The organism is Streptomyces candidus, from assembly GCF_014207445.1.
GTDB classification, from domain to species: Bacteria; Actinomycetota; Actinomycetes; order Streptomycetales; family Streptomycetaceae; genus Streptomyces; species Streptomyces candidus.
Genome location: NZ_JACHEM010000004.1, coordinates 144685 through 162350 on the forward strand (window position 1 = coordinate 144685; position 17666 = coordinate 162350).

Here is a 17666-nt window from a genome sequence, read left to right on the forward strand (position 1 = left end):
CCCGCAGCTCAGTTGCCGAAGGCCAGCAGCGCCTGGGGCTTCTCGTCGTCCCGGCCCGAGATGCGGTCGGGTGCGAGGAAGAGACGGCCGCCCTCGTACGCGAGCTGCTTGGAGAACATGCCGCGCTCGACCGCCGAGACCGACGACGGGTGCTTGAGGACCTGGACCGGGTTGCCGCCGGCGGCGGGGACCTTCACGAGGCCGCCGGCCTTGTCGTACGACGGCTCGGAGTACGCGTAGACGAAGCCGCCCTCTGCCTTGACCGGCACCAGGGTCCGGCCCTCGCCCTTCGAAGCCCACTTGCGCTTGCCGGTGTTGGCGTCGTAGGCGCGGATCTCGTTGCTGCGGCCCGCAGCCGCGTCGGTCTTCGTCTGGCTGGGCAGGTACAGGGTGCTGGCGTCGGCGGTGATGCCCTCACAGCTCTGCAGGCCACCGCTCAGGGAGAACATGCCGCACCGCAGGTCCGGCATCTCCTCCCCCTTGGGCAGCTGCGCGGCGAACGTGCCGTTCGGCTTGAAGAAGGCGATGCTGGCCCCCTCGTCCTTGCCCTTCACCAGGTACAGCGCCAGCGGCTCGACGGACAGGACCTTCTTCACGGACCAGCCCTTGGACACCTTCCAGGTCCACTTGGCCTTGCCCGTCACGGGGTCGAGCTCACGGAGCTGCTCGGGGGCGTTCTGCTCGGTGCCGCACTGGTCGACGACGATCAGCCGGGCGCCGTGGGAGGCGAAGCCGTCCATCCGGCACGCACCGTCCCGCACGTCGCCGAAGAGACTCGAACCGTCGCTGATCCGGTAGGCACTGGGGAAGGTGCGCTGTGCCACGACGGTGTCGCCCGCGACCACGAGTCCGTCGAGGCCGAAGTCGAACATGTTCTGCTTCTCGATCGTCTTGCGCCACCCGGCCTTGCCGGCCTTGAGGTCGACCATCTGGAGCTCGACGCAGCGGCCCTTCTCGGTGTTGTTGTCCTTGACCGCGATGACGACCTTGTCGCCCGTGCCGACCTGGCGCGGCGCGGCGCAGACCTCGTTCGGGAACGGGATCTCCCACCGCTTCTTGCCGTCGGCGACGCCGTACGCGGTCATGGTCTTGTAGTACGTCTGGACGACGGTGTCGCCGACGAACCACATCGGCATCACCTTGCCGCCGCCGCTGGGCAGGTCGAAGGTGTTGGCCTGGTTCCACAGGACCTTGGCGTCGCCGGGCTGGCGGGCCGAGTTGAAGTCCGTGCCCGCGTCCCGTCCGGCGGCGTCGCCACCGGGGCCCTTGCCGTCGCCGTCGTCCACGGTCGGAGCGGTGGTCGGCTTGTCCGTGGCGGTGGGGCCGGCGACGGGTTCCTTGTCGCCGTCGCCCGAGACGAGGTAGATGCCGCCCGCGATGACGATCAGCGCGGCGACGGCCGCACCGATGATCAGCATCAGCTTCTGCTTGTTCTGCGGTCCGCTGCCGCCGGGCCCTCCGGGGCCGGGGGCGCCGGGGTACGTCGGCTGGCCGGGGTAGCCGTAACCGGGCTGCTGGCCGTACGCGGGCTGCTGCTGACCGGGCTGCCCCGGGTAGCCGTAGCCGCCGGGCGGCGGGGTGGGCTGCGCGTACGGGTTGTCGGCGGCGGACGGCGGGCCCTGCGGATACCCGTACCCGGGCTGACCCGGCGGCGGACCGGCCGGAGGGCCGGACGGCGGACCGGCGGGCGGCCCCGGGGGCATCTGCGGTGGGGTCGGCTGCGGCTGCGGAGCTCCGGGAGGCGGACCCTGCGGAGCCCCGCCCTGGGGGGACTGCGGGTCCTGAGGGGCGCCGAAGCCCCCCTGCGGCGGCTGGTTGGGCGGCTGAGACATCAGCACTTACCTCTTCACACGGGTGGTCCGCTGCCCGGTCGGTCTCCCCCGCGATTCCGGGCGGTCACATCCCCCGGAAAGGAGCGAATCGGGCTTGGATCCCGCAGATCTACGTCAGTCGAGCGGGGCTTCTTTCTATCACTGGAGTCACCTCGAACAAGGGGCCGGTCCGCCCCTGTTCCCAAGGGAGGACCGGCCCGTGATGCGCTCGTTATGAGCCCTCGGCGCGTTCTCTGCGCCCGCCGCCGCCGCGTCCGTACGGTACGGACTCAGGCGTCCTCGGCCAGTTCCAGCCAGCGCATCTCCAACTCGTCGCGCTCGCCCACGAGTCCGCGCAGTTCGGCGTCGAGTTCGGCGACCTTCGCGAAGTCGGTGGCGTTGTCGGCGATCTGCGCGTGCAGCTTGGTCTCCTTGTCGGAGAGCTTGGTGAGCTGCCGCTCGATCTTCTGGAGTTCCTTCTTCGCGGCACGGGCGTCCCCGGACGACTTCGCCGGTGCGGCCGGCGAGGCGCCGCCGGACCTCGCGGCCAGTGCCGGAGCCGCGGGCACGGCGGCGTCGATGACCTTCTGCCGCCGCTCCAGGTACTCGTCGAGCCCGCGCGGCAGGTTGCGCAGGGTCGAGTCGCCGAGCAGGGCGAAGACCTTGTCGGTGGTGCGCTCGATGAAGAACCGGTCGTGCGAGATGACGACCATGGTGCCGGGCCAGCCGTCGAGGAGGTCTTCGAGCTGGGTGAGCGTCTCGATGTCGAGGTCGTTGGTGGGCTCGTCGAGGAACAGGACGTTCGGCTCGTCCATCAGCAGCCGCAGGATCTGGAGCCGCCGGCGCTCACCTCCGGACAGGTCGCCGACCGGCGTCCACTGCTTCTCCTTGGTGAACCCGAACTGTTCGCACAGCTGGCCCGCGGTCATCTCCCGGCCCTTGCCGAGGTCGACCCGGTCGCGGACCTTCTGGACCGCCTCCAGGACCCGCAGGTTCGGGTCCAGCTCGCCGACCTCCTGCGAGAGGTACGCCAGCCTGACGGTCTTGCCGACGACGATCTTCCCGGCGACGGGCTGTACGTCTCCCTGCGTACAGGAGGCCTCGGCGAGCGCCCGCAGCAGCGACGTCTTGCCCGCGCCGTTGACGCCGACGAGGCCGACACGGTCGCCGGGGCCGAGCTGCCAGGTGAGGTGCTTGAGGAGGACCTTGGGACCGGCCTGGATCGTCACGTCCTCCAGGTCGAAGACGGTCTTGCCGAGCCGGGCGTTGGCGAACTTCATCAGCTCGCTGGTGTCGCGCGGCGGGGGCACGTCCGCGATCAGCTCGTTGGCGGCCTCGATGCGGTAGCGCGGCTTGGACGTACGCGCCGGGGCGCCCCGGCGCAGCCAGGCCAGCTCCTTGCGCATGAGGTTCTGCCGCTTGGTCTCCTCGGTGGCGGCGATCCGCTCCCGCTCGGCGCGCGCGAAGACGTAGTCGGAGTAACCGCCCTCGTACTCGTGGACGGCACCGCGCTGCACGTCCCACATGCGGGTGCAGACCTGGTCCAGGAACCAGCGGTCGTGGGTCACGCAGACGAGGGCGGAGCGGCGGGACTGGAGGTGGCGCGCCAGCCAGCTGATGCCCTCCACGTCCAGGTGGTTGGTGGGCTCGTCCAGAACGATCAGGTCCTGGTCGGCGATGAGGAGCTTGGCGAGCGCAATGCGGCGGCGCTCGCCGCCGGACAGCGGTCCGATGACGGTGTCCAGGCCCTGGTCGAAGCCGGGCAGGTCCAGCCCGCCGAACAGGCCGGTCAGCACGTCGCGGATCTTGGCGCTGCCCGCCCACTCGTGGTCGGCCATGTCGCCGATGACCTCGTGACGGACGGTGGCGGCCGGATCGAGGGAGTCGTGCTGGGTGAGGACGCCCAGGCGCAGACCGCCGACGTGCGTGACGCGGCCGGAGTCGGCGTCCTCCAGTTGCGCGAGCATCCGGATGAGGGTGGTCTTGCCGTCGCCGTTGCGGCCCACGACGCCGATCCGGTCGCCCTCCGAGACGCCGAGGGAGACGCCGTCGAGCAGGGCACGGGTGCCGTACACCTTGCTGACTGCCTCGACATTGACCAGGTTGACGGCCATGAATGCGTGCTCCAGGGGTAAGGGGTGGAATCCCTACCAGCGTATGGCCTGGGGCGGGGGGCTTGAGCGCGGGCGGGGTTTTGGGGGTTCCGGGGGCGACGAGAACGACAGGTCGGACTGCACCGGCGACTGCGCCAGGACGTGGCCACGCCGCAGGAGGACGGGCACACCCGGTCACGCACGGTTATCCCTTTGCCCGCGCTAACGGTCCGTGTCTACGGTCGTCCCATGAAGCAAGCCACCGAGAGCGACATCCGGAAGTCGTTCATCAACTGTTCCAAGGGCGAGGCCCAGCGGCTGCCGATGCCGCGCGACCTGGCCGAACGCCCGTGGGGGGACCTGGACTTCATGGGCTGGCGCGATCTGTCCGCGCCCGACCGGAGTTACCTGGTCACCGAGGACCCCGCCGACGGGCGCCTCTTCGGCGTGACATTCCGTTTCCCGTCCCGGCAGCGCGGGTTCCTGCACCGCAGCATGTGCGCCGTCTGCCTCACCACGCACCCCGGCAACGGCGTGTCACTGATGACCGCCCCCAAGGCGGGCCCGGCCGGCAGGCAGGGCAACTCCGTCGGCATCTACATGTGCACGGACATGGCCTGCTCGCTGTACGTGCGCGGCAAGAAGACCCCCGAACCGGGCGGCCGGTTCGAGGAGTCCCTCACCGTCGACGAGCAGATCGACCGCACCCGCGGCAACCTCTTCGCCTTCCTGGCGAAGCTGACGGACTGAGGTCGGGAGCCACCGGGGCCGGCGGGGGCGGTCGACGGGTAGTTCAGCGGGTGAGCACCGTCGCGCCGGCCGCCGGTGACACCGCGGGCCGTGCCGCCGCGCAGGTCCCCGACGCCCGCAGTGCCTCCGCGACCCGCTGTGCCGCGTCCGCGTCCTTGACCAGGTACGCCGTCGTGGGCCCCGAGCCGGAGACCAGGGCCGCCAGCGCTCCGGCCGCCGTGCCCGCCGCGAGGGTGGCGGCCAGCGAGGGGCGCAGGGAGAGGGCGGCGGGCTGCAGGTCGTTGCCGAGCGCCGCCGCGAGGGCGGTGGCGTCCCCGGTACGCAGTGCTGCCAGGAGCGCGTCGGAGGCCTCCGGCGCCGGGACCGCCGTACCGGCCGTCAGACGGTCGAACTCGCCGTAGACCGCCGGCGTCGACAGTCCGCCGTCGGCGACCGCGAAGACCCAGTGGAACTCGCCGCCGACGGGCAGCGGGGTGAGCTGTTCGCCCCGGCCCACGCCGAGCGCCGCACCGCCGACCAGGCTGAAGGGGACGTCGCTGCCCAGCTCGGCGCAGATCGCCAGGAGCTGGTCGTGCGGCGTGTTCGTGCCCCACAGTGCGTCGCAGGCCAGCAGGGCGCCCGCGGCGTCCGCGCTGCCGCCGGCCATGCCGCCCGCGACGGGGATGTCCTTGGCGATGTGCAGGTGCACGTCGGGCGCGAGGCCGTGCAGGGCGGCGAGCGCGATCGCCGCGCGGGCCGCCAGGTTGGTGCGGTCCAGGGGTACCTGGCCGGACCGCGGCCCCTCGCAGGTGATCGTGAGTTCCGGCGCGTCGGTCGCCGTCACCTCGTCGTACAGGCCGACGGCGAGGAACACGTTGGCGAGCGGATGGAAGCCGTCGGGACGGGGTGCGCCGACCGCCAGCTGCACGTTGACCTTGGCGGGGACGCGCACCGTCACCGCGGGTCGCCGCGTCACGCCCCGGCCCCCTTGGCCTCGGCGATCCGCGCGAACTCCTCCACCGTCAGGGCCTCGCCGCGCGCCTGCGGAGAGATCCCGGCGGCGACGAGGGCGGCCTCGGCGGCGGCGGGCGAACCCGCCCAGCCCGCGAGCGCCGCGCGCAGCGTCTTGCGCCGCTGCGCGAACGCCGCGTCGACGACCGCGAAGGCCTCCCTGCGGGTGGCGGTCGTCTTGACCGGCCTCGCACGGCGTACGAGGGAGACGAGGCCCGAGTCGACGTTCGGGGCGGGCCAGAAGACGTTGCGCCCGATGGACCCGGCGCGCTTGACCTCCGCGTACCAGTTGGCCTTCACGGAGGGCACTCCGTAGACCTTGTTGCCGGGCTTCGCGGCGAGCCGGTCGGCGACCTCGGCCTGGACCATGACGAGGGTGCGCTCGATGGTCGGGAAGTGCTCCAGCATGTGGAGCAGGACCGGCACCGCCACGTTGTACGGAAGGTTCGCGACCAGCGCGGTCGGCTCCGCCGGAAGCTCGGTGACCAGCATCGCGTCCGAGTGGACGAGGTGGAACCGGTCGGCCTTCTGCGGCATCCGGGCCTGCACCGTGGCGGGCAGGGCCCCTGCCAGTACGTCGTCGATCTCGACGGCGACGAGCCGGTCCGCGGTGTCGAGCAGCGCCAGCGTCAGCGAACCGAGGCCGGGGCCGACCTCCACGACGACGTCGTCGGGACGCACTTCGGCCGTCCGCACGATGCGGCGGACGGTGTTGGCGTCGATGACGAAGTTCTGCCCGCGCTGCTTGGTGGGGCGCACGCCGAGGGCGGCGGCCAGCTCGCGGATGTCGGCGGGGCCGAGAAGGGAGTGCTCGGGGGCGGTAACAGGTTCAGGGGTGCTCACCACCCCACCCTAAAGCGCACCCCCACCCCCAACCCCCCGGCAGCCCCGTCCGGCGCCGCCGCCGCCCGACGTGCGCCCCCTGGGCGCCGGGACCGCCCACCCCCGGTAGGCCCCTTGGGCGGCGGGGCCGCCCAAGGGGCGGAACGGGCGGGCAAGGGGGCGGCCCCACCGGACGGTGCACCCCCCGCCCTACGCCCCACCCCGCTCGTACGCCCCGCCCCACCGCACGCCCCGCTCGTACGCCCCGCCCCGCCCCGTACACGCAGCGGAACCGTCCGCGCCGCGCCGCGCCACCGCCCGGCCCGACCCGGCGCAGCTGCCCCGCCCTAGAGCCTGCGCCCACAGTGCGGCCAAGGACTGGCCCCCCGCTGCACATAGAGCTTCTTCGCCCGAAACGTCTGCTCCGAAGCCGGCGCCTCCTGCGGCGCCCCCTTCCCGCCCAGCGACTGCCACGTCTGCCTGTCGAACTGGTAGAGCCCCCCGTACGTCCCCGACGGGTCCGTCGCGTTCGGGCGCCCGCCCGACTCGCACTGCGCCAGGCCCGCCCAGTTCAGGTCGTCCGCGCCCGCCACCGCCGTGGGCATCGGCTTCGTACCGACTTTGATCACCTGGTCGACCGGCCGCCGTACGACCTCGTCGGAGAGCTTCTTCGGCTTCTGCCTGACCCCGTTGACCGTGCGCAGGGCGTACGTCACGCGCCGGGCACCCTTGACCCCGGACCGTTCGACCTCCTCCGTGCCCTTGAAGATCGTCGGGTCCTTCTTGCGGATCACCTCGAAGTCGATCGGCTCCTCCCGGACCACCCGGGACCCGGTGATCCGCATGATGGTGACGGTCTGCCCGTCGCGGGGGAAGCTGTCCAGCGGCACGGAGGTGGTGTCCTGATTGCCGAGCGAGAGGCCGGCCTCCTCGACCGCTTCCTCGACGGTCGCCGCGTTGGTACGGATGGTGCGTTCGCGCCCGTCGGCCATGAGGGTCAGCGTCCGTTCCGTACGGACGTCCAGGGCGAGGCCGTTGCGGGAGATCGGGGCGGACCGGGACGCCGACAGGTACGCCCCCTCCGCACGCACGCCCAGTTGCCGCAGCGCCCCGTCGACGGTCTGCGCCGTGGTCCAGATGCGGCGGCGTTCGCCGTCGAGGGTGAGGGTGACGGGGCGGCCGTAGCGGACGACGACCTCGTCGCCGCTGGCGAGGGTCTGGCCGGGGCCGGGGGCGACCAGGTCGTGCTCGCCGACGTGGACGCCCTCCTTCTCCAGGAGTTCGGTGACGTCGTCGGCGAAGGTGTTCAGCATCCGGGGGGTGCCGTCGACGCTGAGTTCGATCGTCTTGTCGTTGGCGACGAACGCCGACGTGCCGCCCGCGAGAAATGCCACGACGAGGGCCTGCGGTACGAGTCTGCGCAGGGTGTCGGGCCGTTCGCCCTTCTCGGCGCCCGCCGGGGCCCCGGGCGTGCCGCCCTTGCGGCGACGGGCCGCGCGCCGCGATGCGGCCCGGCCGCCACCGTCGGGCGCCTCCCCGTCGCTTCCGGGAGCCACCTGCGGCTCGGCGCCGGGGGCGGGCCCGAAGGCGGAGTCGAGCGCCGTGTGGGCGTCGAAGGGAGCGCCGGAGCGGTAGGCGGCGTCGCGAGGGAAGTCGTGGGCCGGGTCACGGGCGTAGTCGTGTCCCCAGCCGTAGGCGGGCTCGGGACCGGAACCCCGGACCGGAACGTGGGCGTCCCCACCGGGCCCGGGAACGCCCGGGTCCGCGTGCACCCCCCCGCCCGGGTCCGGGAAGCGCCCCGCGTCCGGGTCGATCCGGGTGGCGGCCACCGCGTCGGCCGTTCCGCCCGCGTACGGGTACGCGTCCACCCCCACCGACCCGTACGGCTCGCCCGTCCCGTACGGCTCGGCGCTCGCGTACTGCGCAGAGTGCCCGTACGGTGCGTACGGTTCGTGGGGCGCGGGCGGATCGTACGGCGCGGGCGACTCGTACCGTCCGTACTGTCCGTCTCCGTACTGCCCGTCCCCGTACTGTCCGGCCCCGTGCGGCCCCGCCTCGTACGGCTGCTCGTACCGCCCCTGCTCCGGACCCGGCCGCCCGTCCGGCCCCCGGCGCTCGTCCTGGCCCTGCCTCGCCCCGGGCACCGGTTGCTGCGGGTGCGCGTCGCCGTACGGCTCGTAGGTCGCTCCGTACGGCGGCGCTTGCCCGTACGGCGCCTCGTACGACAGCGCACCACCCTGCGTATTGCTCACGTCGCTCCCGGTCCGCCCGACGGACAGCCGGACGGACCCGGGCTGCCACTGCTGCGGCCCGGGACACTAGCGGAGCAACCGTCACTCTCCAAAGCGACGCGGCTACGGAGGGTTGTTCCACGAACCTCCGTGCGATCCCGGGGCAGGCTCGCAGAGGGCTCAGTAGCCGAACGCGCGCGCCGTGTTCGCCGAGATCGCCGACGCCATCGCGTCCTCGTCGACGCCCCGCACCTCCGCCATCGCCCGCACCGTGATCGGAATGAGATACGGGGCGTTGGGCCGTCCGCGGTACGGGGCCGGGGTCAGGAACGGGGCGTCCGTCTCGACGAGCACGAGCTCCGCCGGGGCGACGGCGAGCGCGTCGCGCAGCGGCTGGGCGTTCTTGAACGTGACGGTCCCCGCGAAGGACATGAAGTACCCCTTCGAGGCGCAGATCCGCGCCATGTCGGCGTCGCCCGAGTAGCAGTGGAAGACGGTCCTCTCGGGCGCGCCCTCCTCGTCCAGTACGCGCAGCACGTCCGCGTGCGCGTCCCGGTCGTGGATGACCAGCGCCTTGCCGTGCCGCTTGGCGATCTCGATGTGCGCGCGGAAGGACCGCTCCTGCGCGGCCTTGCCCTCCGGGCCGGTACGGAAGTGATCGAGGCCGGTCTCGCCCACGCCCCGTACGTACGGCAGGCCCGCCAGCCGGTCGATCTCGGTGAGCGCGTCGTCGAGGGCCGCGTCCCCGCCGCCGGGGCGGGCACCCTGCCGGGACCAGCCGTCGGGGTCGCCGTGGACGATGCGGGGGGCCTCGTTGGGGTGCAGGGCGACGGCCGCGTGGATGTTCTCGTACGCCGCGGCCGTCTCGGCCGCCCACTGGGAGCCCTTCACGTCGCAGCCCACCTGCACCAGGGTGGTCACTCCCACGGACGCGGCCGTGGCGAGCGCCTGCTCGACGGTGACGCCCTGCATGTCCAGGTGGGTGTGCGAGTCGGCGACCGGCACGCGCAGGGGCGCGGGCGGGGGAGGCGGGCTGCTCTTGTCGGTCGACTTGTCGACTCGGGCCTTGTCCGCGCGGGGAGGGGCGGCGGGAGGGCCGTCGGGGCGGGGATCGTCGGGGCGGGGATCGTCGGGGCGGGGGCTCGGACTCATGCGGTCGATCCTACGAAAGCCGCACGTCGGCCCCGGGCCCCGCGTCCGCCGGCACCCTACCTCCGGTGGAAGGGGTGGAGGAGGTCCGAGAGGTGCCAGTGGTGCGGCTCGCGCTTGGGTTCGTCGGCGTCACCGGCCACCGGGCCGGCCGCCTGCCGGTCGCGTTCCTGGACCTGCTGGATGGTCGACACCTGCCCGGAGCGCATGATCCGCACGACCGTGCCGCCGCAGTTCAGGCAGGAGGGGCGGGAGAGCGGCGAGGGGACGCGTTCCCCGTTCGCCCGGTACACGACGAAGGGGTGCCCGGCGCCGTCCGTGTGGTGCTCGATCGCGTACGCCTGTTCCCAACCGTGTCCGCACTTCATGCAGGCGAACGCGTACGCCTCCTCCACCGGCTCCTGCGTGGTGCTGCTGTTCCCGGAGGTCTGCCGCGCCGTGATGCTGCCGGCTGCGCTCTGTGCGATGTCGCTCATGCCAGCTCCTTTCCACTCACCTTCCAGTGGACGCCATTTCGGGCGGAAGCGCGACAGACCTGTTGAAACGTGGGGTGCATTTGACGCGGCCTTCAAAAAGATGGCCCGCACACGGGATTGGCTTTACCTTTCACGGCTTCCCTTTGCCCGCACCCGACCCCGGCGCCTGGGACCGTGCCGCGTTCTTTGCCGCCACGACCGCGTCGAACACCTCCCGCTTGGGCAGCCCCGCCTCGGCGGCGACCGCGGCGATGGCCTCCTTGCGCCGCTCCCCCGCCTCCTCGCGCACCTGCACCCGGCGCACCAGTTCCTCGGCGTCGAGATCGGCGGGCCCGGTCTCCGCGGCGCCCTCGACGACGACGGTGATCTCGCCGCGCACGCCCTCCGCCGCCCACTCGGCGAGTTCCTTCAGCGGTCCGCGCCTGACCTCTTCGTACGTCTTGGTCAGCTCGCGGCACACCGCGGCCCGCCGCTCGTCCCCGAACACCTCGGCCATCGCGGCGAGGGTGTCGTCGAGCCGGTGCGGCGCCTCGAAGTAGACGAGCGTGCGCCGCTCGTCCGCCACCTCGCGCAGTTTGCCCAGCCGCTCCCCCGCCTTGCGCGGCAGGAACCCCTCGAAGCAGAACCGGTCGACCGGCAGCCCGGACAGCGCGAGAGCGGTGAGCACCGCGGACGGGCCCGGCACCGCCGTCACCCTGATGTCCTTCTCCACCGCGGCGGCGACCAGCCGGTAGCCCGGGTCGGACACCGACGGCATGCCCGCGTCGGTCACCAGCAGCACGCGTGCGCCGTTCTCCAGCGCCTCCACCAGTTCCGGGGTCCGCGCGCTCTCGTTGCCCTCGAAGTACGACACGACGCGCCCGGTCGTGTACACGCCGAGCGCCTTGGTGAGGTGACGCAGCCGCCGGGTGTCCTCGGCGGCGATCACCTCGGCCGCCGCCAGCTCCTTGACGAGCCTCGGCGGGGCGTCCGCGACGTCCCCGATGGGCGTCCCGGCGAGCACGAGGACACCGCCGGCGGAGGCGGCGGGGGCAGATGCGGGTGCAGTCGATGCAGTCACACGGCCCATCCTCCCAGGGTGGACGGGCGACGCGCACAGCCGCGTTACCTACGATGGCGCGGTGACCAGTACCGCGCCCCACGCCCCGCACGGGCGGGCCCCCCAGGAGGAGCCGCCCACCTGGCAGCGACGGCTGCGCCGGTTCGGCTACGTGCCGCCCCGGCGGACCACGCTGCGCGAGCGGCTCGTACCGCCGTACGCGCCCCCGCCGGGCCCGTACTTCTGGTCGCTGCTGCGCATCGGTCCGGCCCCGGCGCACCGGCTCGTCCGGCTCGCCCCGTGGGGCGGCCCGCTTCTGGTGACGCTGCTCGCGGGGGTCATGCGGTTCTGGAACCTGGGCAACCCCCGAGCGGTGATATTCGACGAGACGTACTACGCGAAGGACGCGTGGGCGCTGGTCAACCGGGGGTACGAGGGTGCTTGGCCCAAGGACGTCGACAAGTCGATCCTCGCCGACCCCGGTTCCGTTCCTCTCCCCACCGACCCGGGATACGTCGTGCACCCCCCGGTCGGCAAGTGGCTGATCGGCTGGGGCGAACAGCTCTTCGGGTTCACGCCGTTCGGCTGGCGGTTCGCGGTCGCGCTGCTCGGTGTGCTGTCGGTGCTGCTCCTGTGCCGGATCGGACGCCGTCTGTTCCGCTCGACGTTCCTGGGCTGCCTGGCGGGTCTGCTCCTGGCCTTCGACGGCCTGCACTTCGTGATGAGCCGCACGGCGCTGCTCGACCAGGTGCTGATGTTCTTCGTGCTGGCCGCCTTCGGCTGCCTGCTGGTCGACCGCGACCGGTGCCGCCGCAGGCTCGCGGACGCGCTGCCCGTCGACGCGGACGGCGTCCTGCGCCCGGACGCGCACCTCGCCGCGACCCTCCGGCTGGGCCTGCGCCCCTGGCGGCTGGCGGCCGGTCTGTGTCTGGGCCTCGCCTTCGCCACCAAGTGGAGCGGCCTCTACACGCTCGTCGTCTTCGGCCTGCTGACCGTCCTGTGGGACGTCGCCGCCCGCCGCACGGCCGGTGCCAGGCGCCCGTACGCCGCCGTCCTCAAGCGCGACGTACTGCCCGCCTTCCTCTCCACCGTCCCCGTCGCCCTCCTCACCTACCTGGCGTCGTGGACGGGCTGGATCCTCTCCTCGAAGGGCTACTTCCGCGACTGGGCGAAGGGCCGCGCGGGGCTCTCCCCCGACCACTTGGGCCCGATCCCTCTCCCCCGGTTCGACATGACGTGGGTGCCGGAGTGGCTGCGCAGCCTGTGGCACTACGAGAGCGAGGTCTACTCGTTCCACATCCAGCTGGTCTCGGGCCACACGTACCAGTCCAACCCGTGGTCGTGGATCGTGCTGGGCCGCCCCGTCTCGTACTTCTACGAATCCCCGAAGCCGGGGGTCGACGGCTGCCCCGCCACGGAGGCCGAGAAGTGCGCCCGTGAGGTCCTCGCCCTCGGCACGCCGCTGCTGTGGTGGGCGGGCGCCTTCGCCCTGCTGTACGTCCTGTGGCGCTGGTTCTTCCGCCGGGACTGGCGGGCGGGCGCGATCCTCGCGGGGGTCGTGGCGGGCTGGCTCCCGTGGTTCCTGTACCAGGAGCGCACGATCTTCTTCTTCTACGCGGTCGTCTTCGTCCCGTTCCTGTGCCTGGCGGTGGTGATGATGATCGGCGCCGTCCTCGGCCCACCGGGCTCCGACGAGCGCCGCCGGGCGGTGGGTGCGATCGGCGCGGGCGTCCTGGTCCTGCTGATCGTGTGGAACTTCATCTACTTCTGGCCGATCTACACCGGCACCACCATGCCGATCGCGGACTGGCGGCACCGGATGTGGCTGGACACGTGGATCTGACGCGACCCCGGGGGCCCGCCCCGCCCGCCGAAAGGTCCATACCAGTCCCGTAACGCCGGTCGCTCCTGTCACCGACACCCCGTAAAGTCACTCTCCGACATCTGCTCGGCACCGACCGTCGGGCAACTCCTGGGGAGGGGACTGCGACATGCGCAGCGGAGCCAAGGTCGCCATAGTCGGCGGCGCGTTCGTCATCGTGGCAGGCGGAGTGGGGTACGGGGGGTACAACCTCTACACCGGACTCACGGGGAACGACAGCCCCGGCAAGGGCGGCAACACCACCCTGGCCGGGGACGCAGCCCCGCAGAAACCCACGGGGCCGCCCACCTCCGCCGAGGTCAAGAGCACCGCCGACGCCTTCTTCGCCGCCTGGGCCAAGGCCGACACCGGCGCCGCCGCCGGACTCACCAACAACGCGGCGACCGCGTCCTCCACCCTCACCTCGTACTTCGGCGAGGCCCACATCTCGGGCCTGAAGATCACCCAGGGGACACCGACCGGCGCGAAGGTGCCGTTCACTCTGACCGGCAAGGTCTCCGCGAACGGCAAGCAGACGCCGATCTCCTACGCCTCGTCCCTCACGGTCGTACGCGGCAAGACCACCGGCAACGCACTCGTCGACTGGCAGCCGGCGCTCGTCCACCCGGAGCTGAAGAAGGGCGAGACCCTCAAGACGGGCACCGCCTCCGCACCCCCGATCGAGGCCGTGGACCGGAACGGCCGGCTGCTGACGAAGGAGAAGTTCCCCTCACTCGGCCCCGTCCTGGACGAACTCCGTAAGAAGTACGGCGAGAAGACCGACGGCAAGCCGGGCGTGGAGCTCTACATCGAGCCCGAGTCGAGCACGGACAAGGCTCCTCGGACCCTCCTCACCCTCTCCAAGGGCGAGCCCGGCAAGCTCCGCACGACCCTCGACGCGAACGTCCAGGCGGCAGCCGAGGAGGCGGTGACCCGCTACAAGGGTGGGTCCGTCGTCGCGCTCAACCGGCAGTCCGGCGCGATCCGGGCCGTCGCGCACAGCGCGGGAACCGAGTTCAACCCGGCGGTGAGCGGGGGGACGGCTCCCGGCTCCACGCTGAAGATCCTCACGGCGGCGATGCTCATGGAGAAGGGCATCGTGAGCCCCGACAAGATCGTCGAGTGCCCGCCGGACGTCACGTACTACGGCACCACCGTCAACAATCTCAACCACAAGGGTTACGGCAACATCCCCTTCTCCCAGGCCTTCGCCGTGTCCTGCAACAGCGCGTTCATCAAGCAGATCGTCCCGGTGAAGGACGACGGCGCCCTGCCCGCCTTCGCCGCCTCCCACTTCGGCGTCGGCGCGAACTGGCAGACCGGCATCGCCACCTTCGACGGTGACATCCCGGTGGACGCAAAGGGGGCGGCGGCGACCCAGTACATCGGCCAGGGCCGGACCCGTTTCAACCCCCTCAACATCGCCTCGATCACCGCGACCGCCACCACCGGCACCTTCCGTCAGCCGTACATCGTCGCGCGGGAACTCGACGACCGGGAGTTCGCGAAGCCCTCCGCCACGCTCTCCCCCGCCACTGTCTCCGGCATCCGCTCGATGATGAACCTGACCGCCACCAGCGGTACGGGCAAGAAGTCCATGGTCTCCGTGAGCGGGAACAAGGGCGCCAAGACCGGCTCCGCCGAACTGGACGGCCAGGAGAACTCCAACAGCTGGTTCACCGGGTACGCGGACGACCTCGCCGCAGCCGCCACCGTCCCCGCCGGCGGCCACGGCGGCGACGCGGCGGGCCCGATCGTCGCCCAGGTCCTCAACGCCCGCTGACCCCCGCACCGCCGCTCACGCACCACCCCCGCCGAGCCCGCGCTCCCGGCCCGCGCGCCCGCCCATGGCGTGCGGGCCGTCCGCACTTCGGCGCTTCCACACTCCTCGGCGCTTCCGCACTCCTCACCGCTTCCGTGCGTTCGCCACGGGTCGACCCGGTGACGTGAAAATCTCCTCCCCCACCGGTAAGTCCCACCCCCCTGCCGGACACAGACCGGGTGAAGGGGACAGGAGGACGATGAACGACGAGCAGTTGTTTACGGACGCCTACCGCCGCCACTTCGCGGCTGTGGAGACGTATGTACGGCGCCGGGTCGGCGTGGACGCCGTGCAGGACGTCGTGGCCGAGGTGTTCACGGTCGCCTGGCGGCGCTGGCACGAGGCGCCCCGGGAACGGCTCCTGCCGTGGCTGTACGGAGTGGCCCGGCTGACCCTCGCCAACACCCACCGGGACGCGAGACGCCGCGACGCGCTCACCGACAGCCTCGCCAGGGCGGCGGCGGAACGCATCGAGGCCGACCACGCGACCGCCGTCTCCGAACGCCTCCTGGCCGCGGCGGCGTTCGACGCGCTGAGCCCCGGCGACCAGGAGGTGCTGCGGGTGGACCTCTGGGAGGGGCTCGGCGCACGGGACGCGGCGGTGGCAGTGGGCTGTTCCACCGCCGCTTTTCACGTACGGCTGCACCGCGCACGCCGCCGGTTCCGGCAGGCGGCGGCGGCCATGGACGTACCGGCCGCGCGGCCGACGCCCGTGGCGGTGGCGGCGGACGGTCCTGTCGGAACGGAATGGGAGACGCGATGAGGAACGACTCGTTCGAGACACTCAGGTCGATCGACCCGGCGGCGGGACCTGAGGGCGGGTGGCGCAGTACGCGGGCGGAGCGGGACGAACTGCTGCGCGGCGTGCTGCGGACCCGTGCGGCGGAACCCGCCCCCCGCAAGTGGCGTTGGCCGCTCGCCGGACTCGCCGTCGCCACGTCGCTGGCGGTGGCCGTGTCGGCGCACACGCTGCTGGGCCCCGACGTGCAGCCCGCGCAGGCGGTGACGCCCGAACCCCTCAGCTATCAGGCCGACGGCACCTCGCCGAAGGCGGTCCTCGCCCGGCTCGCGGCAGCGGCACGCAAGGACACGTACACGGCTCCCGCAGACGCCGACCTGTACTTCAAGAACTCCAGCTGGTCGCTCTCCTCGCAGATCGACGGCATCCGCGTCACGTCGGCGATCCTCCCCGAACAGCGGGAGACGTGGCGCAAACCCGACGGCTCGATGACCTGGAAGAACCGGACCCTGCCCCCGCAGTTCCAGGACCCCCGCGACGAGGAGGTGTGGCAGGACGCCGGCTCCGTCGGCGAGGACCCGTTGCTCACCGAGGACTCCACCGGCCCGCTGAACAGGAACGACCCGCTGAACCGCCCGGCCCCGTACGACGCGCGCGCCATGGGCGCGTGGCTCTTCGCCAGCCAGGAGTACCAGGGCACCGGCGAACTCTTCGACTCCGTGGCGGCCCACCACCTCAACGAACTCTGGAACGGGCGGCAGCGCGCCGCGATGCTCGACTTCCTCGCCACCCGTCCCGACATCCAGTTCCGCGGCTCGGTCACCGACCGGGCCGGCCGCACCGGACAGGCGGTGTCCGTCGACTCGGCCTACGCGGGGCTGCCCACCCGGTACACCCTGATCTTCGACCGGAACGACGGAAAGCTGCTCGCCTACGAGGAGGAACTCACCACCCGGGCCGGAGCGCTCAACGTCAAGGTCCCGTCGGTGATCAGCTACGTGTGCTACCTGACCGCCCGGCCCGCCTGACGGGGCACGGCCGACGCCGGTGGAGCGGCGTCGGCCGCATGCGCGTCAGGACGCCGTGAAACAGTCCGCGATGTTGTTGAGCGCGCCCAGGGAAGCGGCTCTGGTGTGCGCGGGCTCCACCCAGCGCAGTTCGGCACAGGAGTTGCTGTCCCCGGCTCGGGTTCTGCTGTAGACCCTGACGTTCAGGCCGCCCTTGTTCGACCACGACGACGTCTTGTTGATGAAGTCGTGCTTGGCGAAGTCCACGAACCAGGTGTGCGTGGCGTTCCACTGAAGGCGTCGCCCGGTGAAACTGGTGCCGTCGTAGAAGCAGTACCAGTCGTTGCCGAAGACTTCGGTGGGGCAGGGGTCGACTGCCATGGCCGCCGACTCGGCCTCCCTCGTGCCCTCCGGCAGTCCCGCCACCCTGGCCTGGAGTTTCTGCGCGGCCGGGCTGCTCACCCGGGTACGGGCCTCACCGGGCAGGGTGAAGGTCATGATGGCCTGGCCACCGTGCCACGCGATCTCGTTGCGGCTGATCTGCACGCCGCCCTCGGTGCCCGCCAGCACCTCGTCGATCTCCTGCTGCAAGGTGTCGACCGGAACAGCCGCGCCGGCCTGCGTCGAGCCGAGGACCGTGGCTGCCACCACGGTCGCGACGCAGACGGAACGTGCTTTCCTGCTGAGCATGAAAACCCTCCCTCGGCCCCGGGTCACGCACCCGACGACCACGGGATGTTCACACGCGTGTTCGCCGTGCGCCTAGGCGGTTTTGCCCCACGTTGCATCTGGCTCGTTCTCATCAACTGGCACAGGACGCACAGGAGTTGACGACGGGGGTCGCGTCGCGGGCAACCACCGGTCCCCGCATTCGCA

Annotated in this window: 14 protein-coding genes; 5 read left to right on the forward strand and 9 right to left on the reverse strand. The window is 72.0% G+C overall.

What is annotated here, in order from left to right; translation table 11 throughout:
• Positions 1–8 precede the first annotated feature (8 nt).
• Complete coding sequence (locus HNQ79_RS09395; protein ID WP_185029013.1) at positions 9–1832, reverse strand: outer membrane protein assembly factor BamB family protein; 1824 nt, start codon at positions 1830–1832, stop codon at positions 9–11.
• 269 nt (positions 1833–2101) lie between these two features.
• Positions 2102–3925 carry an ABC-F family ATP-binding cassette domain-containing protein gene (locus HNQ79_RS09400; RefSeq protein WP_185029015.1) on the reverse strand — a complete coding sequence of 608 codons (1824 nt, stop codon included), beginning with the start codon at positions 3923–3925 and terminating at the stop codon, positions 2102–2104.
• 228 nt (positions 3926–4153) lie between these two features.
• Here HNQ79_RS09400 and HNQ79_RS09405 point away from each other — a divergent pair, with 228 nt between their 5' ends.
• A complete protein-coding gene (locus HNQ79_RS09405; RefSeq protein ID WP_185029017.1) occupies positions 4154–4654 on the forward strand; it encodes an FBP domain-containing protein in 501 nt (166 codons plus the stop codon).
• Positions 4655–4697: 43 nt separating this feature from the next.
• On the opposite strand, the gene HNQ79_RS09410 is transcribed toward HNQ79_RS09405, so the two are convergent.
• The 6 genes from HNQ79_RS09410 to rsmI all read right to left on the reverse strand — a co-directional run bounded on the left by HNQ79_RS09410 (position 4698) and on the right by rsmI (position 11382).
• Positions 4698–5609 carry a 4-(cytidine 5'-diphospho)-2-C-methyl-D-erythritol kinase gene (locus tag HNQ79_RS09410; RefSeq protein ID WP_185029019.1) on the reverse strand — a complete coding sequence of 304 codons (912 nt, stop codon included), beginning with the start codon at positions 5607–5609 and terminating at the stop codon, positions 4698–4700.
• Positions 5606–6487 carry a 16S rRNA (adenine(1518)-N(6)/adenine(1519)-N(6))-dimethyltransferase RsmA gene (gene rsmA, locus HNQ79_RS09415; RefSeq protein WP_185029021.1) on the reverse strand — a complete coding sequence of 294 codons (882 nt, stop codon included), beginning with the start codon at positions 6485–6487 and terminating at the stop codon, positions 5606–5608. Before rsmA ends, HNQ79_RS09410 begins: the two co-directional genes overlap by 4 nt.
• Before the next feature lie 326 nt (positions 6488–6813).
• Complete coding sequence (locus tag HNQ79_RS34465; protein WP_185029551.1) at positions 6814–8238, reverse strand: resuscitation-promoting factor; 1425 nt, start codon at positions 8236–8238, stop codon at positions 6814–6816.
• Positions 8239–8877: 639 nt separating this feature from the next.
• The gene (locus HNQ79_RS09425) at positions 8878–9849 is read right to left on the reverse strand and encodes a TatD family hydrolase (protein WP_185029023.1); all 972 of its coding nucleotides are present in this window, start codon (positions 9847–9849) and stop codon (positions 8878–8880) included.
• Positions 9850–9905: 56 nt separating this feature from the next.
• Positions 9906–10322: a hypothetical protein gene (locus HNQ79_RS09430; protein ID WP_373312566.1), complete on the reverse strand. Its 417-nt coding sequence runs from the start codon at positions 10320–10322 to the stop codon at positions 9906–9908.
• 130 nt (positions 10323–10452) lie between these two features.
• Complete coding sequence (gene rsmI, locus HNQ79_RS09435; protein WP_229923539.1) at positions 10453–11382, reverse strand: 16S rRNA (cytidine(1402)-2'-O)-methyltransferase; 930 nt, start codon at positions 11380–11382, stop codon at positions 10453–10455.
• 61 nt (positions 11383–11443) lie between these two features.
• Between rsmI and HNQ79_RS09440 the strand changes: the two genes are divergently transcribed.
• From HNQ79_RS09440 to HNQ79_RS09455, 4 genes are all read left to right on the forward strand, one after another.
• The gene (locus tag HNQ79_RS09440) at positions 11444–13204 is read left to right on the forward strand and encodes a dolichyl-phosphate-mannose--protein mannosyltransferase (protein ID WP_229923538.1); all 1761 of its coding nucleotides are present in this window, start codon (positions 11444–11446) and stop codon (positions 13202–13204) included.
• A 148-nt stretch (positions 13205–13352) separates the two neighbouring features.
• Positions 13353–15005, forward strand: coding sequence for a penicillin-binding transpeptidase domain-containing protein (locus tag HNQ79_RS09445; protein ID WP_185029030.1), 1653 nt, complete (start codon positions 13353–13355; stop codon positions 15003–15005).
• A 238-nt stretch (positions 15006–15243) separates the two neighbouring features.
• Complete coding sequence (locus HNQ79_RS09450; RefSeq protein ID WP_185029032.1) at positions 15244–15807, forward strand: RNA polymerase sigma factor; 564 nt, start codon at positions 15244–15246, stop codon at positions 15805–15807.
• The gene (locus HNQ79_RS09455) at positions 15804–16811 is read left to right on the forward strand and encodes a CU044_5270 family protein (protein ID WP_185029034.1); all 1008 of its coding nucleotides are present in this window, start codon (positions 15804–15806) and stop codon (positions 16809–16811) included. The genes HNQ79_RS09450 and HNQ79_RS09455 overlap by 4 nt, the downstream gene beginning before the upstream one ends.
• Before the next feature lie 45 nt (positions 16812–16856).
• On the opposite strand, the gene HNQ79_RS09460 is transcribed toward HNQ79_RS09455, so the two are convergent.
• Positions 16857–17480, reverse strand: a complete 624-nt coding sequence (locus tag HNQ79_RS09460) for a peptidase inhibitor family I36 protein (RefSeq protein ID WP_185029036.1) — start codon at positions 17478–17480, stop codon at positions 16857–16859.
• Between the last annotated feature and the right edge of the window lie 186 nt (positions 17481–17666).